The sequence below is a fragment of the Sphingobium sp. genome (assembly GCA_023266575.1).
Classification (GTDB): domain Bacteria; phylum Pseudomonadota; class Alphaproteobacteria; order Sphingomonadales; family Sphingomonadaceae; genus Sphingobium.
In genome coordinates this window covers 117,009-139,234 of record JAHFPV010000011.1, presented here as the reverse complement: position 1 = coordinate 139,234, position 22,226 = coordinate 117,009, and the positions used below count along the sequence as shown (strand labels likewise).

General features: G+C 63.8%; 21 protein-coding genes, 1 tRNA gene and 1 pseudogene. 10 read left to right on the top strand and 13 right to left on the bottom strand.

Translation table 11 applies throughout. From position 1 onward, the window contains the following. The first annotated feature begins 65 nt into the window (after nucleotides 1-65). From Q0D44_RS12420 to Q0D44_RS12410, 3 genes are read left to right on the top strand one after another with little or no spacing between them, the layout of a single operon-like run. Nucleotides 66-434: a PadR family transcriptional regulator gene (locus tag Q0D44_RS12420; protein ID WP_294136899.1), complete on the top strand. Its 369-nt coding sequence runs from the start codon at nucleotides 66-68 to the stop codon at nucleotides 432-434. After that, nucleotides 431-1,027 carry a hypothetical protein gene (locus Q0D44_RS12415; RefSeq protein WP_294136898.1) on the top strand — a complete coding sequence of 199 codons (597 nt, stop codon included), beginning with the start codon at nucleotides 431-433 and terminating at the stop codon, nucleotides 1,025-1,027. Before Q0D44_RS12420 ends, Q0D44_RS12415 begins: the two co-directional genes overlap by 4 nt. Before the next feature lie 34 nt (nucleotides 1,028-1,061). Continuing rightward, nucleotides 1,062-1,940 (top strand): type II CAAX endopeptidase family protein, encoded by an 879-nt coding sequence (locus tag Q0D44_RS12410; RefSeq protein ID WP_294136897.1) that lies wholly within the window; start codon nucleotides 1,062-1,064, stop codon nucleotides 1,938-1,940. Between the two features lie 209 nt (nucleotides 1,941-2,149). On the opposite strand, the gene Q0D44_RS12405 is transcribed toward Q0D44_RS12410, so the two are convergent. The 3 genes from Q0D44_RS12405 to Q0D44_RS12395 all read right to left on the bottom strand — a co-directional run bounded on the left by Q0D44_RS12405 (nucleotide 2,150) and on the right by Q0D44_RS12395 (nucleotide 5,026). Then, nucleotides 2,150-2,782 (bottom strand): tyrosine-type recombinase/integrase, encoded by a 633-nt coding sequence (locus Q0D44_RS12405; protein WP_294136896.1) that lies wholly within the window; start codon nucleotides 2,780-2,782, stop codon nucleotides 2,150-2,152. Nucleotides 2,783-2,955: 173 nt separating this feature from the next. Further along, nucleotides 2,956-4,296 (bottom strand): ATP-binding protein, encoded by a 1,341-nt coding sequence (locus Q0D44_RS12400; RefSeq protein ID WP_294136895.1) that lies wholly within the window; start codon nucleotides 4,294-4,296, stop codon nucleotides 2,956-2,958. A gap of 4 nt (nucleotides 4,297-4,300) precedes the next feature. Beyond that, complete coding sequence (locus Q0D44_RS12395; protein ID WP_294136894.1) at nucleotides 4,301-5,026, bottom strand: response regulator transcription factor; 726 nt, start codon at nucleotides 5,024-5,026, stop codon at nucleotides 4,301-4,303. Between the two features lie 146 nt (nucleotides 5,027-5,172). On the opposite strand from Q0D44_RS12395, the gene Q0D44_RS12390 reads away from it, so the two are divergent. The 3 genes from Q0D44_RS12390 (at nucleotide 5,173) to Q0D44_RS12380 (ending at nucleotide 6,921) form a co-directional block, all read left to right on the top strand. Further along, the gene (locus Q0D44_RS12390; protein ID WP_294136893.1) at nucleotides 5,173-5,574 is read left to right on the top strand and encodes a hypothetical protein; all 402 of its coding nucleotides are present in this window, start codon (nucleotides 5,173-5,175) and stop codon (nucleotides 5,572-5,574) included. A gap of 79 nt (nucleotides 5,575-5,653) precedes the next feature. Then, on the top strand, nucleotides 5,654-6,115 hold the full coding sequence (locus tag Q0D44_RS12385) for a hypothetical protein (protein ID WP_294136892.1): 462 nt from the start codon (nucleotides 5,654-5,656) through the stop codon (nucleotides 6,113-6,115). Between the two features lie 2 nt (nucleotides 6,116-6,117). Then, nucleotides 6,118-6,921, top strand: a complete 804-nt coding sequence (locus tag Q0D44_RS12380) for a sterol desaturase family protein (RefSeq protein ID WP_294136891.1) — start codon at nucleotides 6,118-6,120, stop codon at nucleotides 6,919-6,921. Nucleotides 6,922-7,245: 324 nt separating this feature from the next. Here Q0D44_RS12380 and Q0D44_RS12375 read toward each other — a convergent pair whose 3' ends face one another. The 8 genes from Q0D44_RS12375 to Q0D44_RS12340 all read right to left on the bottom strand — a co-directional run bounded on the left by Q0D44_RS12375 (nucleotide 7,246) and on the right by Q0D44_RS12340 (nucleotide 17,227). Further along, a complete protein-coding gene (locus Q0D44_RS12375; protein WP_294136890.1) occupies nucleotides 7,246-8,130 on the bottom strand; it encodes an NAD(P)-dependent oxidoreductase in 885 nt (294 codons plus the stop codon). Nucleotides 8,131-8,196: 66 nt separating this feature from the next. Continuing rightward, complete coding sequence (locus Q0D44_RS12370) at nucleotides 8,197-8,853, bottom strand: TetR/AcrR family transcriptional regulator (RefSeq protein ID WP_294136889.1); 657 nt, start codon at nucleotides 8,851-8,853, stop codon at nucleotides 8,197-8,199. 10 nt (nucleotides 8,854-8,863) lie between these two features. Next, nucleotides 8,864-10,402, bottom strand: a complete 1,539-nt coding sequence (locus Q0D44_RS12365; RefSeq protein WP_294136888.1) for an AMP-binding protein — start codon at nucleotides 10,400-10,402, stop codon at nucleotides 8,864-8,866. Beyond that, nucleotides 10,402-11,880: a glycerol kinase GlpK gene (glpK, locus tag Q0D44_RS12360; RefSeq protein WP_294136887.1), complete on the bottom strand. Its 1,479-nt coding sequence runs from the start codon at nucleotides 11,878-11,880 to the stop codon at nucleotides 10,402-10,404. Before glpK ends, Q0D44_RS12365 begins: the two co-directional genes overlap by 1 nt. Further along, on the bottom strand, nucleotides 11,877-13,328 hold the full coding sequence (gene glpD, locus Q0D44_RS12355; RefSeq protein WP_294136886.1) for a glycerol-3-phosphate dehydrogenase: 1,452 nt from the start codon (nucleotides 13,326-13,328) through the stop codon (nucleotides 11,877-11,879). The genes glpK and glpD overlap by 4 nt, the downstream gene beginning before the upstream one ends. Further along, a complete protein-coding gene (locus Q0D44_RS12350; RefSeq protein ID WP_294136885.1) occupies nucleotides 13,321-14,202 on the bottom strand; it encodes an alpha/beta fold hydrolase in 882 nt (293 codons plus the stop codon). Before Q0D44_RS12350 ends, glpD begins: the two co-directional genes overlap by 8 nt. Nucleotides 14,203-14,238: 36 nt before the next feature. Then, entirely contained in the window at nucleotides 14,239-16,404 is a 2,166-nt protein-coding gene (locus Q0D44_RS12345; protein WP_294136884.1) for a TonB-dependent receptor, read from the bottom strand. 487 nt (nucleotides 16,405-16,891) lie between these two features. After that, nucleotides 16,892-17,227 carry a hypothetical protein gene (locus Q0D44_RS12340; protein WP_294136883.1) on the bottom strand — a complete coding sequence of 112 codons (336 nt, stop codon included), beginning with the start codon at nucleotides 17,225-17,227 and terminating at the stop codon, nucleotides 16,892-16,894. Between the two features lie 157 nt (nucleotides 17,228-17,384). On the opposite strand from Q0D44_RS12340, the gene trbG reads away from it, so the two are divergent. Then, entirely contained in the window at nucleotides 17,385-18,473 is a 1,089-nt protein-coding gene (gene trbG / locus Q0D44_RS12335; protein ID WP_294136882.1) for a P-type conjugative transfer protein TrbG, read from the top strand. 50 nt (nucleotides 18,474-18,523) lie between these two features. Then, nucleotides 18,524-19,426: a TrbI/VirB10 family protein gene (locus Q0D44_RS12330; RefSeq protein WP_294136881.1), complete on the top strand. Its 903-nt coding sequence runs from the start codon at nucleotides 18,524-18,526 to the stop codon at nucleotides 19,424-19,426. A 23-nt stretch (nucleotides 19,427-19,449) separates the two neighbouring features. On the opposite strand, the pseudogene Q0D44_RS12325 reads toward Q0D44_RS12330, so the two are convergent. After that, nucleotides 19,450-19,653 (bottom strand): annotated as a pseudogene (locus tag Q0D44_RS12325) (Arm DNA-binding domain-containing protein); the annotation flags it as partial. 164 nt (nucleotides 19,654-19,817) lie between these two features. After that, nucleotides 19,818-19,891 (bottom strand) — tRNA-Cys (locus Q0D44_RS12320). Between the two features lie 199 nt (nucleotides 19,892-20,090). Between Q0D44_RS12320 and Q0D44_RS12315 the strand changes: the two genes are divergently transcribed. Further along, nucleotides 20,091-20,723, top strand: coding sequence for a protein-L-isoaspartate O-methyltransferase (locus Q0D44_RS12315; RefSeq protein ID WP_294136880.1), 633 nt, complete (start codon nucleotides 20,091-20,093; stop codon nucleotides 20,721-20,723). Between the two features lie 91 nt (nucleotides 20,724-20,814). Continuing rightward, nucleotides 20,815-22,209, top strand: a complete 1,395-nt coding sequence (locus Q0D44_RS12310; protein WP_294136916.1) for a TolC family outer membrane protein — start codon at nucleotides 20,815-20,817, stop codon at nucleotides 22,207-22,209. Nucleotides 22,210-22,226: the final 17 nt, after the last annotated feature.

Sequence of the window (22,226 nt, the reverse complement as noted above, 5' to 3'; positions counted from 1 at the left end):
CGACGCGCGAACGGCTGACAACCGATACCCTTGCAATGCAAGTATCATGGTTATACAAGGTATCGATGGCACAGACATCGACTTGGCTGGATGATTCGGTGGCGCGCTGGGAAACCCAGTTGCGCAAGGGCGTGCTCGAACTCGTCATCCTGTTGTCACTGGGCGAGAGAGAGAAATATGGGTTCGAACTGATCTCCGGGATCGCCAATCGCTCCTCGCTCGAGCTATCGGAAGGCACGATCTACCCGCTTCTTCTGCGGCTCGCGAAAGAGGATTTGATCCAGTCTCGCCTGGCGCAGGGGGATGGCGGTGCGCCGCGCAAATATTACTCGGTCACGCCGCATGGCCGCCAGATGCTTGCCGCAATGACCATCGGCTGGGCTAAGCTGGTCGCCTCGGTGGAGGCGCTGGCCACACCGGAGAACAATCAATGATGCCTGCGTTCGCCCCTGTATTCGCCGATACCGAGACTTGCGACATTTGGAACGCCTATTTCGCTGACGTTGATCGGCTGGTCAGGCTGATCGGGCCTGGCGCGGCGGAGCTGTCGGACGATCTGCGTGCGCATTTGACGGACAGCTTCGCCAGCGAGGAAGGCCCGGGCGGCGAGGCCGAGCGTTTGCAGCGCGCGATAGACCGGCTCGGCCGGCCGGCGGACTTCCTGCGCCCGATGCTCGCCGACGAACTGATCGACCGCGGCACCGCCAAGGGTTCCATACTGTTGATTTCGCGCGGACTTTATCATGCGGTCCGCTCCGGCTCGGGCCGTGCGCTGCGCGCCGCAGTTTTTGCGCTCGGCTATGTGCTGCTAGGCATCTTCGCCGTCATGACTGTACTCAAGCCGTTTTTTGGCAACCACATAGGGCTGATCCGTGGGGCAGACGGCTCGCTCACTTTCGGTATGGTGTCGCAAGATGGGGGGCAGGAATTGCTCGGCCTATGGTCGGTGCCTCTGACACTGGCGCTCTGTGGGCTGCTCTATATGCTTCTCACGCGGATGCTGCGCCGCACGGTTCGCACGGTGTAAAAATTTACTTCGATACCTTGTAATACAAGAAAGGATGAATATGACCACCCTCGATTCCGGGGCTGCTTCTTTGCGCGCAAATCCCGCTGCGCGCTCGTCCAATATCGCTGCCTTCCTCGCGCTTGCCTTCGGCTTGAGCTGGATCGTCTGGCTGGGGGTGTGGTGGGCCGCTGGACGTCCAACTTCGCTCGCCGCTACGCCTATGCTAATTGCGGTCTATGCCGGGTCCTTCGGCCCAGGCTTGGCCGGCGCGGTTCTGAGCGCTCGCGAAGGGCGGCTGCGCGAATGGGCGACTGGCTTCCTGCGCTGGCGCATGGGCTGGCTCGGCGTCGCAGCAATCGCTCTGCCGCTACCTCTGGCGGTACTCGGCCTCACCGTGGCACTCGGCTATGCACCGGTTCCGCAGGAAGGCGTACCGCCAGTACTGTCTTATCTCACGCTGTTCCCGGCGGTGGTGCTCAACGGTGTGGTGACTGCCGTCCTCGGCGCCGGTCCGCTGGGCGAGGAAGGCGGGTGGCGTGGCTATCTTCTGCCTCGCCTACTCGACCGGCTGGGAGAGGTACCAGCTTCGCTGATGCTCGGCGTGATCTGGTCCGCCTGGCACCTGCCGATCATGGCGATTCTGCCCGACTGGCGCGACGGTCACAGTTTCGCCTTTTACCTGCCCGCATATACGGTAACGCTTATGGGCCTGTCGTTGTTGATGACGCAGATCTGGTTGTTGACGCGGCGCAGCACGCTGGCGGCGGTATGGATGCACGGCGTGATTAACGCGATCGGTGGGATCGCCTTCAGCGCCCAGTTGTGGAATGGGGGCTGGTCGAGCAAGGCTAATCTGCTTCACTTCACCCTGGCGATCTGGATTGCGGCGCTGGCTCTCCACTTGCTGCGCGGCCATCATGGGCGTGGCTGAAACAGCCGCAATGAAAGGTGGCCCGCAATTTCTGGATTTCGCCCCGACCGGCTACAGCTCACTTGCCGCAGTTGTGCTATGCTAGTCAGCTTAAGACCGAGTGTCGGGTTTGAAGCGGAACCCGCCGCTCTGAAGTTCTAGCGGGAACGACGGGATTGTCCCAAATTGCCGCGAAGATGGCCCCTCGCCGAAGGCGAGGAGCGGATTGGTCAAATTTCAGTATTCTCGGCGAGGGCAAGCGCATCTTCCACGTCGATGCCGAGATAGCGCACTGTGTTCTCGATCTTGCTATGACCGAGAAGGATTTGAACGGCACGGAGGTTGCCGGTCGCCCTGTAGATGATCGATGCCTTCGTTCGCCGAAGTGAGTGCGTGCCATAGTCGCTTCGCATCAGGCCGATCCCTGTCACCCATTCATCTACGAGCCGGGCGTACTGGCGGGTGCTAAGATGCGCGTTATGGTCAACCCGGCTGGGAAAAACATAGTCATCGATCGTGCCGCCCCGCCGCTCGAGCCAGGCCAGCAGGCTAGCTCGAGCGTCGGGGAGCAGTTCGAACTGAACGGGTCGGCCTGTTTTCTGCTGCATGACGATCGCGCGCGTTCGGATCTGCCCGCCGCTGACGATGTCGCCGATCTTCATCTGCACCAAATCGCAGCCCCGAAGTTTGCTGTCGATCGCTAGGTCAAATAGTGCCCGATCTCGCAAGCGGCGGCGCTGATTGAGGTAGAATCGGATCTCCCAGATTTGCTTCGGTTTCAGCGCGCGTTTCGCGCCGACGGTTCTTCCCGCATTCCAGACGGGACGTTTGGTAGTGGTGGGTTGAGTTTCACGCATCTCCATGATCTTTCTCCGTTGGCCAGAGTGGCCGTCCGGAGAACGCTTTGGCGTCGGATATGCAGGAAGGCCCCGAAGCGCCTGTCGACCCAGAGTCGGCAGTTCACGAGCAATATTTTGAGCGGCAGCTTCCCGCTAAAGCTGCCAAAAAGATTCTGCTCGACCAATCAAGTTTTGGACTATGTCGCCACATTCTTACGAAAGACGATGTTGATCCGCAGACCGCCGTCATTCGAAGTTCCAAACTCCACTTGCGCCCTCATGGCGTCTGCCAGCGCCTGCACGATGGCGAGGCCAAGGCCAGCCCCTCCCGCCTTTGGGTTGCGGGACGGATCCAGCCGACGATAGGCCAAGCCGAGTTGGGGCAAGTCTGCAGGCGCGACACCCGGACCATTGTCCTCAAACTGCCAGACGATGGTGTGTGCGTCGTGCCGAACGGCTATTCGCATGTGATCGGCGTGGCGAAAGCCATTGTCGACCAAATTGCCGAATATCCGCTCCAGCCCGGCCGCATCCGCTTCGATTAGTGCCGGCTCGTGGACAAACACCCCTATGCGATCCACCTCGAACCGCGCTTCGACCAGAGCGCGTGTCAGCGCAGACAGATCGATGCGTTGCATCGGCGTCACGTTATGACGATCGATGCCAGCGAACAGGAGGTTGTCGTCGAGGAGCGCGGACATCTGGTCCAGGTCACGTTCTGTTCGGGCACGCTGGCTATCATCGGCGATGAACTCTGCGCGCAGGCGCAACCGGGTAAGATAGGTCCGCATATCGTGCGCTATACCAGCGAGGATGAAGGTTCGCTCATCCATCAGCGAGACGATCCGCGCTTTCATGTCGTTGAACGCCTGCGCTAGCGCGCGCGTTTCGCGGCTGCCCTCCACGGTCGCATCCGGCGCGCGCAGATCGACTCCCAATGCCTCGGTCGCCCGCGTCAGGCGGCGCAGCGGTCGGGTGGTCTGGCGCAGTGCGATCCAGAGCATCAGCAGGAGAAACGCACCGCTAACGGCGCCCAGCAGACTGCGCCGTGCCAGATAGGCGCTGAGCGCGCTCGATGGCCGCCCCGTCAGTATCAGCACGCGCCCGTCGCGCATCCAGATGGTCAGACGGATCGGGACGAAGAACCGCATCGGCCTCGCCCGATCCCCCAGCCATGCGCCCAACTTGCCCGGCCCGCCGTCCACGACGACATTATGATCGGAAAGAGCCCGGCGATAGCGGGTGGCAAGTTCAGATAGAGTGGGCGGCACTTCGCGGTAATCATGAGGTGGCGTGCGTCCGATCGTCACAGTGAAGAGCGACCCGTCATAGCTGTCGGCAAGTTCGCCTGCCCCTGCAGGTCCGGCCCGTTCCATCGCATCGACCATGCGAGCAAGCGAAGCTGGCTCGGGCAGGCCGAAGTTCGCGTCGGCGCCGACCCGGTCCGGCGTATGCCAGACGATCAACAGCAGAAGCTGCATCAGGATAAAGCCGGCGAGCATGACCATGCCAATGCGGAAAGACAGCGTCGTGCCCACCGGCTCAAACCTTGCGGACGGCAGCGACGAACACATAGCCGCCGCCGCGCACGGTCTTGATCAGGACATCCCCGCCGGGCACCCTGGCAAGCTTGCGGCGAACCCGCCCCATTTGCACATCGATGGTACGATCGAAGGGCGCGGCTTCCCGCCCGCGTGTCCAGTCCAGCAGCTGCTCGCGGGACAGTACGCGCTGCGGGCGCTCGACCAGACACAGCAGCAGGTCATGCTCGCCTCCGGTCAGGTCCAGCGCAGAACCGTCCGGCGCGATCAGGCTGCGAGCATCAACGTCCCAGAGCCAGCCTTCGAAAGCATAGCGCCGCAGGCCCGGCGTCTGTATCGTTGCCTCACTCGCCTGCGAACGACGCAGCAGCGCCCGCACACGAGCCACCAGTTCGCGCGGGTTGAAGGGCTTGGGCAGGTAATCGTCGGCGCCGATCTCAAGCCCCACGATACGGTCCACATCGTCGCTGCGCGCGGAGAGGATCATCAGGGGAAGCTGTCCGGCCGCGCGGACACGGCGACATAGCGACAGGCCGTCCTCTCCCGGCAGCATGATGTCGACCAGCGCCATGTTGATTGGCTGGTGTTGCACGAGCGCGTCGAAATCGGATGTCGTGCGGCAAGGATGGGCATGCAAGCCCTCGCGCATCAGAAGGCTGCAAACGAGATCGCGAATTTCATCGTCATCCTCGACAATGGCGACATGCGGACGGTTCGAGTCTTCCATCCCCGCAGAATGCCATCGCGCCTAGGGGCCGCAAGCGCTGTTACATTTTGTCACCCTATGATTCCGATGGTTCGTCCAGCCGTTACCACGCACCGGCAAACCAGTCTCCAGCGGGACATGATCCCACTCATGCAAGGAGACAAACCATGAAGACCTTTTTGACCGCGGCCGCCCTTGGCCTGACCTTGGTCGGCAGCATTGCCACCACCGCCGCCGAGGCGCGCACGCGCAGCCGGAGCGTCAGCGCGCAAGGCGCCTACGGCCATGGCTATAACCGCTCGCGCGCCGTGACCCGCCAGCCGGGTTCGACCTCGGTCAATCGTGGCATCCAGACCAACAGCGGTCGCGGCGTCTCCTCCAGCCGCAGCGCGAACTGGGGCAATGGCAGCTATCAAGGCGGCGCCAGCCACACCACCAACAACGGCACCAGCTGGGGTCGCTCGACCAGCGCAGTGCGCAACGACGACGGCAGCGTCAACGCCGTGACCACGCGCACCCGCCCCGACGGCTCCACCGGCACAGTGACGCGGGAAACCAGCCCCTACTGATCCCGCGCACCGCACGCCGGGTCGGCTCCTCCTGACCCCCAAACGGCCCGGCGTGCTCCCCTCTTTGGAAAGCAGCGTCATGAAGACCTTCTCCCTTCTCCTCATCTGTTGCCAGATCGGCGTCCTGGCACTGGGCGCGAGCCCGGTCGCCGCGCAGATGGGCCGCCTTGGCGGCGGCGAACCCCTGCAATGGTTCGACAAGGCCGACACCAATCGCGACGGTCGCGTTACCAGTGCGGAATTCTCCGCCTTTCGCCAGAGCCAGTTCGGCCAGCTCGACCGCAATGGCGACGGCGTCGTCAGCCCGACCGATTTTCCACGGCTCGCGAAACTGCGGCCCGACGCTTATGCGAAATTGACCGGCATGATCGGCCAGAGCGACGCCAATGGCGATGGCGTGGTCACGCGCGCCGAAATGGGATCCTCGCCACCCCGCATGTTCATGCTTGCCGACGGCAATGGCAATGGCGAGGTCACAAAGGCCGAGTTCGACGCGGCGCGCGATCGGATGCAGGCGTCATTAGCCGCAAGGCGGAAATAGCCATGGCGCATCATTCCCCCCTGTTCCTCAGCATCGCCGCAATCGCCATCTTGGCCGAACTGGTCTGGCGGCTCCGTTCCGGGCGCGGTTATGATGGGCGCGCGGCGCTGACCACCGCCGGGTTGGTGGCGGGCAATCTCGTCGCGGGCGCGCTGCACGCCGCAGTGCTGGCAGCCGCCTTCACCACGGTCTGGGCCTATGCCCCGCATCGCTTTCCGGCCACCGAGTGGCAGAGCTGGGCGATCGGCTTCTTCGCGGTCGAGTTCGCCTATTACTGGTTTCACCGCGCGAGCCATGAAATCCGCTGGATGTGGGCCACCCACAGCGTGCATCACAGCGCCGAACAGCTGACCTTCCTGTCCTCGCTGCGGCTGGGCTGGACGAACACGCTGTCGCTGGGCTGGCTGTTCTACCTCCCGGTCATCGCACTGGGCTTCGACCCGCGCGTCGTGGCCGTGCTGCTGGCGGTCAACCTAAACTTCCAGTTCTTCCTGCATAGCGAGGCGATCCCGCGCCTCGGCCCGCTCGAATGGATATTCAACACGCCGCACCATCATCGGGCACACCATGCCAGCAACCCGGAGTTCCTGGACCGCAACTATGGCGGCATGCTGATTCTCTGGGACCGCCTGTTCGGCACGATCGCGCCGGAGAGCGACGTCGAGAAGCGCTATGGTCTGGTCGGCAAGGTACGCGAAGCCAATCCCGTGAAGCTGGCTCTGCGCGAATGGGCGGGCATCGCCACCGATGTCGCCCGCGCGACGAGCTGGCGCGATCGCTGGACAGCCATCGTCAAGGTGAAATGATGGCGGGCCGGCCAAGATGTGGATACGCTGGCGAATGTCGGGTTCCAGGAGGGCCGGACGTTCGTGCTGCCAAGCCGCATCGACCGCTTTGTCCCATTTTTAGCCACAGAGCGGGCAGGCGATATCTGCCGCGCGGGTAGATGAGCAGACAGAATTTGCGCCATATTTGATCGCTTAAAGTTGATTCGTTTAACTCTGGGCATCGGCATCCTTCTGACGCTAGGGTGGCGAGGATGCGTACCGATCTTGAAAAACTTCCGGCCAACAAGCAGCGCGTCCAGGTGCAATCGGTGTTTTGGAAAGTTAGTTCGGCTAATCCGCACTTCAGATGCTTGGAACACAGGGATCGCCAAGTTTGGCCAGTCCCCGCAATTCCCGCAGCGACGGCACGAAGAAATCGGGCATCATGTCGATGTCGTCGACACCTTCGGGGCCATAGCCCGACAGGTCAGTCACGCCATGCGAGGCCAGCAATTCGTCGTCGATGAAAAATTGCCCGGTCGTCGTGCGCGCATCCGATGTCATCAGCATATGGGCAGCGTCCGCGACGATGGATGGCGATCGCAGCGCGCCGTCCGCGATATGCCCTTCAAATTCGGCCATGGCGGCGGTGTCGATCGCGGTGCGCGGCCAGAGCGCATTGACGCCGATCAGGCCGCGATATTCGCCCGCCACCCCCAATATCAGCATGCTCATGCCGAATTTGGCCATGGAATAGCCGACATGCGGCGCGAACCACCGTTCTTCCATCAGCAAGGGCGGGGCGATGGCGATGATGTGGGGATTTTCGGCCTTGAGCAGATGCGGCAGCGCCTTTTGCGTGACCAGAAAAGTGCCGCGCGCATTGACGCCGTGCATCAGGTCAAATCGTTTAACGGGCGTGTCGAGGATCGGCGTCAGGCGGATGGCGCTGGCATTGTTGATGCAAATGTCGAGGCCGCCAAAGGTTTCTACAGTCCGAGCAATCGCCGCATCAACCTGATCTTCTTCGCGAATGTCGCACTGGATCGCCAGGGCTTTGCCGCCTGCCGCTTCTATCGCCGCCGCCGCACTGTGGATGGTGCCGGGCAGCGAGGGGTGGGGCGTAGTCGTCTTAGCTGCGATGGCGATTTGCGCGCCGTCGCGCGCGGCGCGCAGGGCGATGGCCAGGCCAATGCCCCGCGATCCGCCGCTGATGAACAGGGTCTTGCCTTTCAGGGTTGTTTCCATGGGATGTTCCAATTCAATATTACGATGTAAACACAGTGGTCGTGCATGGTGGATCGATATGGAGGGTTAGCTTTTGTGGATGCGGACGCCCGCCACGATCGCGGCGATGGTCGGACGGGCGAGCTGGCGCAGCGACCGGCCAAATACCAGTTTGCGCGCCAGATGCAGGGAACACATGCCGTGCAGGCTGCCCCAGACGATATCGGTCGCCTCGCCCAGATCAGCCCCGGCGTCGACATCCAGATAGTCGCGGATCGCCGCCTGTATTTCCAGCCAGGAGGCTGACTGGCGGCGGACCTTTTCCCCAAATTCGGCCTTCATCGTTTCGGGGCTTTCAAAGGCCCACATGTCGAACATCAGCCGATAATCATGCGGATTGGCATAGGCAAAGACGAGATAGGCGCCGCAGACCAGACCAAGTGCTTCGCCGGGATGGCGGGCGCGCCGTCGCCAGCGGGCAAGCGACTGGGTGAAGCGGGAGAAGGCGCGGATACGCAATTCCATCAGCAGATGATCCTTGCTGGGGAAATAGCGATAGGCCATCATCTGCGACGTGCCGAGTTGCTTGCCGATGTCGCGCATATTGACCGCATCCACCCCGCCCGCCTGAAACAGTGTCACCGCCGCATGGCAGATAGCGTTGCGCGCGTCCTGCGCGGTGGCCGCCTGCGCGGCGGGATCAGCGGGCGGTCGGCCGCGTCTTTTGGGGGTGGATGCTGTCATGTGATCGCGCCTACAGGCTATCGACCGGCTGGAGTAGGGCAGGATCGAGCGCGCGCTTCAATATCTTGCCCGTGGCGTTGGTCGGCAGTCGCTCCATGATCGCGACGAGGCGCGGGTATTTATAGAGGGCGATGCGCGCGCGGCACCAGTTGGCCAGTTCCATCGGCGTGGCTGACGCGCCTTCGCGCAGGCTGACGAAGGCGGCGACCTCCTGTCCGACTGCTGCATCCTCCACCCCGATCACGGCGGCCAGCAACACGGCGGGATGACTGGCTAGCGCCGCCTCCACTTCCGACGGATAGACATTATAACCGTTGCGGATGATCATCTCCTTCTTGCGATCGAACAGGAAGATGTTGCCGTCCCCGTCTCGGCGGACAATGTCGCCGGTCGAGAACCATTGGGTAGCGGGGCGGGGCTGCAAATAGCCATCGACATAATAGCCGCGCATCAGGTTGGGCCCGGCAATCTCCAGTTCGCCCTCATCGGGCGTGTCGGCACTGATCGGCACGATGCGGTGGTCGAGCGTGGTGCAGAGCCGCCCGACCCCGCCCGATGGCGGGAGCGCGTGCGATTCCAGCGCGATGCAGCATGCCACTTCGGTCATGCCGTACCCCTGATGGACCGGCACGCCAAAGGACGCGCGGAACGCTTCGCCGGTCGCGGGCGGTAGCGGCGCGCCCCCTGCAAAGGCGAAGCGAAGGCGGCGGGCGGCGGCATGACCGGCATCGGGATCGCTTCGCCCCTTTTCGGCGAGCGCGGCAAAGATGGTCGGCACCGCCGCCATGATTGTCACCTGTCGCTCGGTCATCGCGGCCAGCACCGCGTCAGGACTGGGCCGGGCGACGATCACCACCTCGCCGCCCGCCATCAGCCCGCCGAGCATCAGCACGATCTGGCCAAAGACATGGGACAGCGGCAGCGGGCAGAGCAGCACATCGTTGGGGCCGATGCCCAGCACGCCATTGCTGTGGCGACCATTGGTGATGAGCGCGCCTTCACGATGTGACGCACCCTTGGGACGGCCCGACGTGCCGGATGTGAACAGGATCAGCGCTTCGTCATCGGGATGGCGGACGATGGCGGCGCGGTCGATCGCGGCGTCCGCCATGCTTGCGACAAAGTCGGCGATGCGGATCAGCCGGGGTGTCGGGTCAAGCGCCGCAACCAGATCGTCAAGTGCTGCCATGACCGGGAATGGCGCGTCGGTGGCGGCGGCCAGCACCAGCGCAGGGCGCATGGTCGACAGGATGAAGCCGATCTCGTCCGGCCCAAGCAGCGGATTGAGCGGGATCAGGATCAGCCCCGCCCGGTGCGCACCGAAATAGGCGGCAACAAAGCTGGTCGAGGCGGGGAGCAGCAGCACGACACGGTCACCAGGCGTCAGGCCCAGCGCCGCATAGACGCCATGGGCCGCGTCAATCTGCTGGTCGAGATCGGCATAGCTCAGGGTCTGCGCGCCGTCCGACAGCGCGATCTTGTCGCCAAGGCCTGGCTGCGCGCGGCCCACGTCGCTCAGGGTCGACGGGATGGTCCAGTCCATGGTCATCAGATCCTCTCCTCCGCGCCGGTCGCCAGTGCATGTTGCACGGCCTGGCGCCAGCGTCGCAGCGATACTGCCCGATCCGCGGCGGCGGCGGCAGGGGTAAAACAACGGGTCGCGCGCGGCAGACGATCGAGCGCGGCCAGATCAGGCCACAAGCCGATGGTGATGCCCGCGAGAAAGGCAGCGCCCAGCGCCGTACTTTCATGATTGGCGGGGCGTTCGACCGGCAGGCCCATCATGTCGGCCAAGAACTGCGCGAACCAGTCGTTCGTCGCCATGCCACCGTCGATGCGCAGTATGGCGGGCGGCGCGACCCCTTCGCCTGCCATCGCTTCGACCAGATCGCAGGTCTGGAACGCCACCGCCTCCAGCGCGGCGCGGGCAATCTGCGCCGGGCCGGTATCGAGCGTCAGCCCGGTGATCGAGGCGCGCACATCGGTCCGCCAGTGCGGCGCGCCCATGCCGACAAAGGCAGGGATCAGGTGAACGCCATGATCGGCGGGGACGGATGCGGCCAGCCGGGCGCTATCCGCCGCGCTGGTAATGATGCCCATCGTATCGCGCAGCCATTTGATCGCCGCGCCCGCAATGAAGATCGACCCTTCCATCGCATAGGCGCGGTCCTGCCCGATGCGATAGCCGATGGTGGTCAGCAGGCGCTTGTCCGACAGCGTCGGCACGGTGCCGATGTTGGACAGCAGGAAGCAGCCGGTGCCATAGGTCGATTTGATCTGCCCCGGCGCAAAGCAGCGCTGGCCGATCAGCGCGGCCTGCTGGTCGCCTGCCATCCCCGCAATAGGGATGGCGCGGCCGGTGATCGCGGGGTCGGTGGTGCCGAAGAAGTGCGCGTTGGCATGGACGTCCGGCAATAATGCGCGCGGAATGGCGAAGAGGTTGAGCAAATCATCGTCCCACTGCTCGGTCACGATATTGTAGAGCAGGGTGCGGCTGGCGTTGGTCAGGTCGGTGGCATGGACCCGCCCGCCGGTCAGTCGCCACAGCAGGAAGCTGTCCACTGTTCCCGCCGCCAGTTCGCCCCGCTCCGCCCGCGCCCGCGCGCCGGGGAGGGTGTCGAGCAGCCAACAGAGCTTAGTCGCGGAAAAATAGGGGTCGAGCAACAGGCCGGTCCTGGCCCGCACCATCGGCTCCATGCCATCAGCCAGCAGCGCGGCGCAGCGGTCGGCGGTGCGGCGGTCCTGCCAGACGATCGCATTATGCAGCGGCTCGCCGGTCGCCCGGTCCCATAGCAGGATCGTTTCACGCTGGTTGGTGATGCCGATTGCGGCGACATCTTCGGTCAGCACCTCGCGCAGCGTTGCCAGCGCGCCCTGCCAAATATGCACCGGGTCTTGTTCGACCCAGCCGGGATGGGGATAGGATTGCGGCAGATCGCGGCTGGCGGTGGCTTCGATCGCGGCATCGGCGTCAAAACGGATCGCGCGGGTAGAGGTGGTGCCCTGGTCGATGGCGATGATGCTCATGCGGTCGCCTCGCGAACATAACGGCTCAGCTGTTCGACCTGCGCGGGCTTCAGATAATAGCCCAATTTGGTCCGCCGCCAGAGGATGTCGTCGGCACCGCGCGCCCATTCTTGGCGGCACAGATAATCGACCTCCCGCGCCCGCAACCCCGCGCCGAAGTCGGCGCCCAGATCATCGAACGTACGCGCGTCGCCCATCACTATGCCGATCCGACTGCCATAGGCCTGCGCCATGCGCCGCGCGACGTGTTCGTCGAGGAACGGCCACCGCTGACGAACTTCCACCAGAAACACCCCGAAAGCTGCTATGTCGCCGCCGGGCAGCGGACGTTCGCGCGTATCCCCGCCCGCTATCTCCAGCCGGTCCAGCGCCGCCTGCGCCAGATGTCGCGCGGTGGTTATTTTGCCGCCAAACACGCTCAGCAACGGCGCGCCCTGGCGGTCCAATTCCAGCCGATAGTCGCGGCTGACCGCGCTGGCCGCCTGCGTGCCGTCATCCACCAGCGGGCGGATGCCACCATAGCTGCCGACGATTGCCGCCTCGTGCAGCGGCGTGCGCAGATAGCGGTTGGCCGCCGCCAGCAGATAGGCGATCTCGTCAGTCGCGATAGCGGTATCGGTCGGGTTGTCCACCGTGACTTCGGTGGTGCCGATCAGGGTGAAGTCATCCAGATAGGGAATGGCAAAGACGATCCGGCCATCGGGTTGCTGGAGCATCCAGGCGTGATCGCCGGTCAGGCAGCGCTTAACGACGATATGGCACCCTCGCACCAACCGGATATGGCTGCCGTCCTTTTGCCCCAGCCGGCCGTGCAGCACCTGCTCCACCCATGGCCCGGCGGCATTGACGATGGTGCGCGCCGCGACCTGATGCGCGCCATCCTTGTCGCGCAGCGTCGCCGTCCACTGATCCGCCTGCCGCTGCGCCGATTCCATCCGGGTGTGGGTGCGGATCTCCGCCCCGGCCTCCGCCGCGTCCATGGCGTTCAGCACCACCAGCCGGGCATCGTCGACCCAGCCGTCCCAGTAACTGAACCCCCGCCCGCCGCTTTGCGTCAGCGCCGGATCGTTCTGCCGGATGCCGCGCGACCGGGGCAATCCGCCACCCAGCGCGAACAGATCATAGAGCCACAATCCCATCCGCACGACAGGCCAAGGCCGCATGGCGGGCATATGGGGCAGGCGAAACTCCAGCGGGCGGACGATGTGTGGCGCGGTGCGCAGCATGATCGCGCGTTCGGCCAGTGCTTCGCGCACCAGTTTGAACTCATAATATTCCAGATAGCGCAGCCCGCCATGCATCAGCTTGGTGGAAGCAGAAGATGTCCCCTGCGCCAGATCGCCCTGCTCGACCAGCAGCACGCTCTGGCCCGCGAGCGCGGCGGCTCTGGCGATGGCGGTGCCGTTGACGCCGCCGCCGACGATCAGCATGTCGTAAGGATCAGGCATGGACAAAGCGGGCCTCGATGTTGCTGTCGATCCAGATCGACAGGTCGCCGGTCACGTCGGCCCGGTTCGTCTCGTTCAATATCTCATGCCGGGCATCGGGATAGACAGTCACCTCCGGGGCAAGCCCCACGGCGCGATAGCGATCGACCAGCGGCTCCAGCGCGCCGAAATGGGTGATCAGCACATCGCTGCCGCCCACCAGGATGGACAGCGGCAGGCCCGCCGGGATGCGGTTCAGCGCCGTGGGATCGGCCAGCCTCTCGCCCTGCGACAGCAACGAAACCATTGAGTCCGGCACCAGCGCAAAGCCGCACAGCGGATCGGCGAGATAGGCGTCCACCTGCGCGGGATCGCGGCTCAGCCAGTCGCACGGCGTGCGGGCGGGTTCGAACGGACGGTTGAGGGCCGCCATCGCATCCGGTTCGCGCGCCATCGCCTCGGCCAGCCGGTCCACTGCCGTGGTGCCGACCAGGACCGCGCCGTCGATCAGCGTGCCATGGTCGATCAGGAAGGCCTGGGCGATGAACGACCCCATGCTGTGCCCCAGCAGGAACAGGGGCAGATCGGGATGGTCGGCCCGCGCCCGGCGGACAAGCGCGGCGAGATCCTCCACCACGGCGGCAAAACCGCCCGGTCCGAAATCGCCCGCCACCCCGCCGTTCAGCGCCATGGTCCCGCCATGGCCGCGATGGTCGATCGCGTAGATCGCCACACCGCTGTCGATAAGCCCTGCGAGGGCCGGGCGGTAGCGCAGGGCATGTTCGCCCATGCCATGCGCCATGACCAGCACCGCGCGGGGCGCACCGCCATGGGACCAGCGATAGCAGGCGGCCTGATGACCGTCTGTCCGGTGCAGCGTCAATCCTGTGTCCATGGCGGTGCAGCTCTCCTTCTCTTTATGCACGCGCGATCAGAATTTCGCGCTCAGCTCAGCGCCGAAGCGCCGGGCATAGGGCACGGTCGCAAAGCGCGTCTGGCTGGTCGGGTCTACCACGATGCCGTTGAGTTCGCGATTGTCGGTCAGGTTCTTGCCATAGATCGCGATTTCATAACGGGTGTCGGGTATCTTCAGCGCGATCCGGGCGCCGACGTCCCAGAAGGCATTGGCTCTGGACAGCGCCGAATTGCTCGCCTGGAAAAATTGCTTGCCCACATGGGTGGCGTCGGCATGGAAGGTCAGTGCCCCGTCCGCGCCGATCGGCAGGCGATAGTCGCCACCGAAGTTGAGAGTATGGTGCGGAGCCTCGATCAGGTCATTGCCCGAAAGGTCGACTCCGTTCAGCACCAGTTGGCGATAGGTGCCGTCGAGCAGACCCAGCCCCGCGTTCAGGCTCAGCCGGTCGGTCGGCCGCGCGACCAGTTCGACCTCCAGCCCCTTGATCCGCGACTTGCCCGCATTGACCAGTTGCTGGTTGTTGATGCCGACCAGGTTGATGAATTGCTGGTTGCTGAAATTATACAGGAAGGCGGACAGGTTGAAGGTCAGCCGCCGATCGAACCATTGCGACTTCAGACCTGCTTCATAGGCATCCAGCTTTTCCGGGTCGGCGACGTTCAGGTCCGCCGCGTTGGTCAAAGCTCCGCCGTTGAACGCGCTGCTGCGATAGCCACGTGCAAACTGGCCAAAGACCATGACGTCGCGGCCGAACTTGGCACGCAGGCCGATCCGCCCGGTCGGCTTGCCGTCATTATAGCGCATCGTCGGTTGCGGCGTGATGATGGGTGTAACCTGGAAATTGCTGAACCGGCCCTTGTCCTTGGTATAGCGCAGGCCACCATAGAGGGTGAACATCTGGCTAAGGTCGAACGTGCCGTCGATATAGGCAGCATAGGATGTGCGCCGCTGATCGAAGCTCTGGGTCAGGATCGGCAGGATCGGCGGGCCGCCGAAGATGGTGTAGGTCGTGTCGATGGCGATGTCGTCGCGCAAATAATAGAGTCCCGCGATCAGCTTGAACGGCCCGGAGCCATTGGTGGCGATCCGCAGATCCTGGCTGGTTTCCTTGTTCTTCGCGCCGAAATCGATGTGCAGCAGATTGTCGGTGGTGCCGTCCGCATCGACATTGTTGACGAAGCTACCCCACAGGTGGGACGTGATCGATGTCAGCGTGGCAAAGCCGAGATCCTTTTCCAGCGTCAGATAGCCGCCGGTGCCGCGCACGATGAAACGCCCGTCGCGATCCAGCGCGGTTTCATGCCGGGTCAGGGCTGCGCCGGTATAGGGATTGATGCGCGGGTTGACGCCCAGCGCGTTCAGCCCGCCCGGCCCGGTGCCTTCGTTGATGACGCCGATGGCGCGGGCGTCCGACGCGGTGTGGAACAGGCGCAACGTCGCCTTGAAGCCTGCATCATCCTTGTAGCCAACCGTCAAACGGCCCGATTTGTGATCGATATTCGACCGGTCGCTGACCGTCGGGTTGACGCTTTTGATGTAACCGTCCGAATGGGCAACGTCGAACGCGAAGCGGACGCTCAGCCTGTCCTCGACCAGCGGGGCTTCCCCCATGGCGGTGATCTGGGCGTAATTATAGGAGCCATAGTTGACGCTCAGCGCGCCTTCATTGTCGAAGGTCGGGCGGTGCGAGATATAGTTGATCGCACCTGCCGTCGTATTCTTGCCGAACAGCGTCCCCTGCGGCCCACGCAGCACTTCGATTTGTTCGATGTCGAACGTCTGCGCCCCGCCCAGATATTGCGCGCCGATATAGACTTCGTCGTAGAAGATGCCGGTGGGCGACACCGCGTTCAGGTTGAATTCCGACGTCGAAATGCCGCGCAGCGCGAATTTGGGCTGGGATTCATTGCCCAGCACCGATGCGCGCAAATTGGGGGTCTGGCGCGCGATTTCGGTGCCGCTGTCGATATTGCCGTTGGCCAGCGCATCGGCCCCGATCACGGTCACCGACACCGGCACGTCCTGCAACCGCTCGCTACGCTTTTGCGCAGTCACGATGATGTCGGAGGCGGCGGCTGGTTCGGTCGCTGCGCTGGTCTGGGCATGGACCAGGCTGGGCAGCGATACGGATGCCAGCATCGACGCAACGCTGAGCGTCGCCTTGACATAACTATTGATCATGATTCTCTCCCAGACGCCTCTGAGCGGGCGTATATTTATATATTACGACGTAAACAATAATGTCAACAGAACTGAATCTGCGTACGCCGAAATCCTCGTTCACTTCCTGCAACGGGCTAGTGATTGTCGCTGAAATGTCGCGGCGGTCTTGTGCAGGCGCCGCATATCCACTCCTGGAATCGCGCGAATGCGGACGGCGGCGCAATACTGGAGGGGTGATCGAACAGGGATCGAGCCACAACGCATTGCTCAAGCGCGCTCAGCACGTGCCGTTGTGACTTAGTCGCGCAGGGAACAATGTTGGATGGAAGTGGGAGGTCGCAATCGATTCAGTTTCGAGATGATCGCTGTTCGACCAATCTTGATTTGCCAGAAACATGGGATTCTCCTTTCCATCAGGGATATGGATTATGCTCCCCCACTGGATTGGCATGGCAGCGAGGCACTCCACCTCGCCGCCAGACGGTTTCACGGTGGTCCTGCGTCGTCAGAAGTCGATCGTGCGTGCGGCCAGCACATTCTCGTAAGCCGCTGCACGTTCGGCTGCAGGGGGATAGATCCAGACCTTGTTGATCTCCTTCTTGATCCCCTTGGCATCGGCGCCGGTGACCTGGACCTGGGAGTCCCAGCCGCGCGTGAAGATCGCCGTATCAGGACCAAGGTCGAGGCAGGTCACATAGATGGGCTGATCATAGGGCAGCGTGGGCTCCCCCAGCAGATCCGCTGCGGCATTATGGCCGGCAAAGGCACCCAGCCGACGGGCGTGCTGACGGACATGGCGGCAGGCGCGCCGCGCGCAGGCCGAGATCGACGCCCGCGCCATGACCACCAAGTTTCTCGGTTCCGGCTCGGCCTACACCCCTCAATAGGCCCGAGCCGGCGCGCAGGCAGCGGCGAATTCGCCTCTTCGCCGCTGCCGCCGCGGGGTTCGGTCGCGCTCCCCAGATCGGACCCCGCGGCTTCATTTCCAGGATTTCCTTATGAACGACCTGAACGTCATCGACCGGTTCCTGCAGACCTTCATCCGCTACATCGACAGCGGGTTTGGGCTGCTGGGCGGCGACGTCGCCTTCCTGACCACGACCCTGATCGGCATCGACGTTACGCTCGCCGGCTTGTTCTGGTCGATGGGCGGCGAGCAGGACGTGATCGGTCGTTTCCTGCGCAAGATCCTCTATGTCGGCGCGTTCGCGTTCATCCTGAACCGCTTCTCGACTCTGGCCGACATCATCTTCCGCTCCTTTGCGGCGGCGGGTCTGACCGCGGGCGGGGGCACGCTCTCGGCGGACGATCTCCTGAAACCAGGCCGCCTCGCCGGCACCGGTTTCTCGGCGGCATGGCCGCTACTCGAACAGGTGTCGAAGCTGATGGGCTTCGCCATCGCCAACCGCGCGGCGTCGATCGAGCCGACCGCGCAGGGGTTCATCAACGCCGTCCAGGTCTATCCTTTCACCGACGGCGCCATCTATCGAGTCATCACCGCACCGGAGAGGGTGACCGACATCGCGCTGCAACAGGGCGAGACGTTGGTCGCCGTGGCAAGTGGAGACACGGTGCGCTGGGTGATCGGCGATACCACCAGCGGGTCGGGCACGGAGAAGCGGATCCATATACTGGTGAAGCCATTCAGTGCCGGCCTGTCCACCAATCTGGTCATCACCACCGACCGGCGCAGCTATCATATCGCGCTGACCAGCGGGATGACGACGGCGATGGCCGCACTTTCCTGGACCTATCCCCAGGATGCGTTGATCGCACTGAAGCGCGCCACGACAGCGGCCGATGCGACAGCTCCGGTGGCGGCTGGGATCGAGGTCGATCAGCTTCATTTCAACTATGCCGTATCGGGCGATCGACCAGCCTGGCGGCCGTTTCGTGCCTTCGACGACGGACGTCAGACTTTCATCGAATTTCCGGCAACGCTGGCCGTAGGCGAGGCGCCGCCGATTTTCCTGGTGGACGGGAAAGGCGAGGCCCAACTCGTCAACTATCGCGTGAAGGGCCGCTTCTATGTCGTCGATCGTATCTTCGACGTCGCCGAGCTTCGTCTCGGCACGAAGCACCAGTAGATCGTCCGCATTAGCCGAGTGGCGGAAGGCGCGCCCACACGGAGGGGATCATGACCCTCGAAGCGGCAGCCTCACCGACGCCCGGGACCCCCACCACACCGGGCAAGGTGGACCCGGAGACACTGGCGCTTCGCGCGCAGCCGGCGCGGGCGATCCGCTTCAAGCGGGGCGCCGTGGTGGCGATCGCGGCGCTTGGTTCGGTCAGCCTGATCGCGACAGCCTGGGTCGCGCTGCGGCCGTCCGCGCTGCACCTCGCTGGAAAAGCCGACGACCAGACGGTCGCGGCGAAAGCGCCGACCGATACACTGAGCCGCTTGCCGGGCAGTTATGGCGACGTGCCCAAACTCGGACCGCCCTTGCCGGGCGATCTCGGCCGACCCATCCTCAATCATCAGCGTGCGATGGGCGTGGAATCGGCGAGCGCCTCACCCGGTCGTGCGGACCAAGCCGCCGCGACCGAGCGCGATCGTCGCGCGGCGGAGCTGAAGGCGGCACGCGAGTCGGAATTGCTGGTGCAATCCGGCAACCGCACCGATCCGACCCGCGGTGCCGCCGCAACGCCGTTATCTCCCCCGGCCGTAGCGAGCGATGCGTCGCGCATCGCCATCGATCTTGATCGCGATCCCAACGCCCAGCAGCGCAAGGCTGACTTTGTTGCAGCCCGCGACACTGGCGGCGATGTCAACGAGCATCGGTTGAGCCCACCGGCGTCGTCGGACATGCTGTCCGCTGGCAGCGTTATCGCGGCGAGCCTCATTACGGGACTCAGGTCCGACCTCCCCGGCCTCGTCACCGCTCAAGTCACTGAACGCGTCTTCGACAGCGCAACGGGCAACCCCTCACGCGCTTTCTTCTCTATCAATTCCTCGGCCACGCTAGCGAAGCTGTTGCTGGCCCGAATGCTCGCCTCAATGCGGGCTTGTCGTTTGGCTACGTTGGGATCGATCGCATGAGCCAGCTGCCTACGGGCGGCATCCCTGGCAGCGCGCGCCTCGGCCAAGGTAATCTCGGGATACGCCCCGAGCGACAGTTTTCGCTCTACGCCATCGATCCGGTATTTGATTCGCCACAGCTTGCTGCCTCTTGGATTGACGAGCAAATACAAACCTTGGGAGTCAGTAACCTTGTAAGGCTTATCTGCGGGCTTGGCATTGCGGATAGCGGTATCGGTTAGCACCATTGGGGGCCTCGATTCTGCTGGGGCCTTTTGAGGCCCCCAAATTAGGCCCCAATCATCCGCAATTGCAGGCAAACAAGGGCATCCACTGACAATCAGAGAATGCCCATAAACTACCGGAAATCAGGGATTTTTCAACTGTTGGCAAACGTCGCCAGACAGGATTTTGGAGGCCCGAGCCGGAATCGAACCGGCGTGCAAGGATTTGCAGTCCTCTGCGTAACCACTCCGCCATCGGGCCATCCGTCGCGGTGGACGCCGCAAATGTGCGGCTTTGGTTGCAAAGTCAAGCGGCGGATCGGGCGGGGGCGTCAAGATTCTGGTCGCCTGCCATGCAAAGCCGCTTGGCGTGGCCTGCGCGCTGATTTAGAGGTCCGTTGATCCCCTTGCTGTATTGCATTGCCAATACAGTTGTGCCAAGTCCAGTCGACCAAGCGAGAATGATCGTGACCGAGCAGAATTTTTCTTCGATGCGGACCGCCATGGTCGAAAGCCAGTTGCGTACCAGCGACGTGGATGATCCGCGCGTGATCGCCGCGATGGCCAGCGTGCCGCGTGAGAATTATGTCCCGACCGAACGCCGCGCCATGACCTATATCGATCGCCCGATCCCGCTGAGTGGCGGACGCGCGCTCAACCCGCCTTTGGTGGTCGGTCGCCTGCTGACCGAGGCGAAGGTCGCGCCGGGTGACAAGGTGCTGCTGATCGGCGCGGCGACCGGCTATAGCGCTGCGCTGCTGACCGCGCTGGGCGCGCAGGTGACGGCGGTCGAGGAAGAGGGCGGGCCGGACATTGCAGGCGCGACCGTGGTGCGCGGGCCGCTGAACGCCGGGGCGGCGGCTGGTGCGCCTTATGATCTTTTGTTCATCGACGGCGCGGTGGCGGAAGTGCCTGCTGCGCTCGTTGGGCAGCTTGTCGACGGGGCGCGGGTCGTCACCGGCGTGGTCGAACGCGGCGTCACGCGGCTGGCCAGTGGCCGGGTCGTCGCGGGCGTGCTGGGCCTGTCCAGCGTTGCGGATATAGAGATGGTGGTGCTGCCGGGCTTTGCCGCGCCGGAGCGATTCGTTTTTTGAGACGGGGATCATGACAGCAAAGCGACCTAATTTCCGGCGGACCACCGCTACAGCCTTGCTGTTGCTATCCTCTTGCCTGGCCGGTCCGGCCATGGCCGAAACGCTGCAAGGCGCGCTGGCGAAGGCCTATGCGTCCAACCCGACGCTGACCGGCGCGCGCGCAGGGCAGCGGGCGACCGATGAAAATGTGCCGATCCAGAAGGCCGGCGGGCGTCCCGCGGCGGATGTGAGCGCCAGCTTTTCGGAGAGCATCCTCAAGCCCACGATCAGCTTTACGTCGCCCCAGCGCACCGTGAATGCGCAGGCGCAGTTGAGCGTGCCGATCTATTCGGGCGGGGCCGTCCGCAATGGCGTAAAGGCCGCCAAGGTCCGGGTGGAAGCGGGGCAGGCCAATCTGCGCGGCACTGAAGCGAGCATTTTTTCGCAGGTTGTCGCTGCCTATATGGACGTGATCCGCGACAGCGCGATCGTGTCGCTCAATCAGGCTAATGTGAAGGTGCTGGAGGTCAATCTCCAGGCGACCAACGACCGGTTCGAAGTGGGTGACCTGACCCGCACCGACGTGGCGCAGTCGCAATCGCGGCTGGCGCTGGCGCAGGCCGATTTGCAGACGGTGCAGTCGAACCTGATCACCAGCCGCGAAAATTATATCGCGCTGGTGGGCGAAGCGCCCGACATGCTGGAGCCGCCGCCGGTTCTGCCGGGGCTGCCCGCGACGCCCGATCTGGCGGTGCAGGTCGCGCTGGTCGACAATCCCGACATTGCGGCAGCCAAGAAAGTGCGGGAGGCCGCCAGCTATGATGTGCGGGTGGCCAAGGCAGCCAATCTGCCTACCCTCTCCGGCTTTACCCAGGCGGGCTATACCAATTATCTCAATACGCTCGACAATGGCACGGCCGGGGGCGGATCGCAGATCAACAAACAGGCGCAGGCCGGGGTCCAGCTGAGCATCCCCCTCTATCAGGGTGGCCGCCCCGCCGCGCAGGTGCGCCAGCGCCAGGCGCAGGAATCGCAGGCGATCGAGCAGGAAATCCAGGTCGAACGCGGGGTCATTGCCCAGGCGCGCGCCGCCTATGCCAGCTGGCAGGCCTCGCTCAAGGCGATCGAGTCCAACCAGAAGGCTGTCGAGGCGGCCAGCCTGTCGCTGGAAGGCGTGCGGGCCGAAAATTCGGTCGGCAGCCGCACCATCCTCGATATCCTGAATGCCGAGCAGGAAGCGCTCAACGCCCGCGTCCAGCTGGTGTCGGCGCGGCGCAACGCCTATGTCGCGGGCTTCAGCCTGCTGGCGGCAATGGGCCATGCCGAGGCCGACGATCTGGGGCTGGCCAGTGGCACGCTTTACGATCCGATGGTCAATTATGACCGGGTGAAGGGCAAATGGTTCGACTGGGACTATGGTGCAGCGCCCATGCCGGTTGCCACGCGCACCGTTGACACGCTGCCACAAAACGCCAATGTGAGTCCCGAAACGGCACAACAGCCATAAGCGGCTGCAATTGCGGG

What these genes read in the sequence shown, in the direction of transcription:
- Q0D44_RS12330 (WP_294136881.1), top strand. Translation starts at nt 18,524, where the DNA reads ATGACCCTCGAAGCGGCAGCCTCACCGACGCCCGGGACCCCCACCACA.
- Q0D44_RS12370 (WP_294136889.1), bottom strand. Translation starts at nt 8,853, where the DNA reads ATGACAGCATCCACCCCCAAAAGACGCGGCCGACCGCCCGCTGATCCC.
- Q0D44_RS12340 (WP_294136883.1), bottom strand. Translation starts at nt 17,227, where the DNA reads ATGGCGCGGGCGTCGATCTCGGCCTGCGCGCGGCGCGCCTGCCGCCAT.
- Q0D44_RS12390 (WP_294136893.1), top strand. Translation starts at nt 5,173, where the DNA reads ATGAAGACCTTTTTGACCGCGGCCGCCCTTGGCCTGACCTTGGTCGGC.
- Q0D44_RS12410 (WP_294136897.1), top strand. Translation starts at nt 1,062, where the DNA reads ATGAATATGACCACCCTCGATTCCGGGGCTGCTTCTTTGCGCGCAAAT.
- Q0D44_RS12350 (WP_294136885.1), bottom strand. Translation starts at nt 14,202, where the DNA reads ATGGACACAGGATTGACGCTGCACCGGACAGACGGTCATCAGGCCGCC.
- Q0D44_RS12395 (WP_294136894.1), bottom strand. Translation starts at nt 5,026, where the DNA reads ATGGAAGACTCGAACCGTCCGCATGTCGCCATTGTCGAGGATGACGAT.
- Q0D44_RS12365 (WP_294136888.1), bottom strand. Translation starts at nt 10,402, where the DNA reads ATGACCATGGACTGGACCATCCCGTCGACCCTGAGCGACGTGGGCCGC.
- trbG (WP_294136882.1), top strand. Translation starts at nt 17,385, where the DNA reads ATGAACGACCTGAACGTCATCGACCGGTTCCTGCAGACCTTCATCCGC.
- glpK (WP_294136887.1), bottom strand. Translation starts at nt 11,880, where the DNA reads ATGAGCATCATCGCCATCGACCAGGGCACCACCTCTACCCGCGCGATC.
- Q0D44_RS12420 (WP_294136899.1), top strand. Translation starts at nt 66, where the DNA reads ATGGCACAGACATCGACTTGGCTGGATGATTCGGTGGCGCGCTGGGAA.
- Q0D44_RS12385 (WP_294136892.1), top strand. Translation starts at nt 5,654, where the DNA reads ATGAAGACCTTCTCCCTTCTCCTCATCTGTTGCCAGATCGGCGTCCTG.
- Q0D44_RS12375 (WP_294136890.1), bottom strand. Translation starts at nt 8,130, where the DNA reads ATGGAAACAACCCTGAAAGGCAAGACCCTGTTCATCAGCGGCGGATCG.
- Q0D44_RS12415 (WP_294136898.1), top strand. Translation starts at nt 431, where the DNA reads ATGATGCCTGCGTTCGCCCCTGTATTCGCCGATACCGAGACTTGCGAC.
- Q0D44_RS12310 (WP_294136916.1), top strand. Translation starts at nt 20,815, where the DNA reads ATGGCCGAAACGCTGCAAGGCGCGCTGGCGAAGGCCTATGCGTCCAAC.
- Q0D44_RS12380 (WP_294136891.1), top strand. Translation starts at nt 6,118, where the DNA reads ATGGCGCATCATTCCCCCCTGTTCCTCAGCATCGCCGCAATCGCCATC.
- Q0D44_RS12315 (WP_294136880.1), top strand. Translation starts at nt 20,091, where the DNA reads ATGATCGTGACCGAGCAGAATTTTTCTTCGATGCGGACCGCCATGGTC.
- glpD (WP_294136886.1), bottom strand. Translation starts at nt 13,328, where the DNA reads ATGCCTGATCCTTACGACATGCTGATCGTCGGCGGCGGCGTCAACGGC.
- Q0D44_RS12345 (WP_294136884.1), bottom strand. Translation starts at nt 16,404, where the DNA reads ATGATCAATAGTTATGTCAAGGCGACGCTCAGCGTTGCGTCGATGCTG.
- Q0D44_RS12405 (WP_294136896.1), bottom strand. Translation starts at nt 2,782, where the DNA reads ATGGAGATGCGTGAAACTCAACCCACCACTACCAAACGTCCCGTCTGG.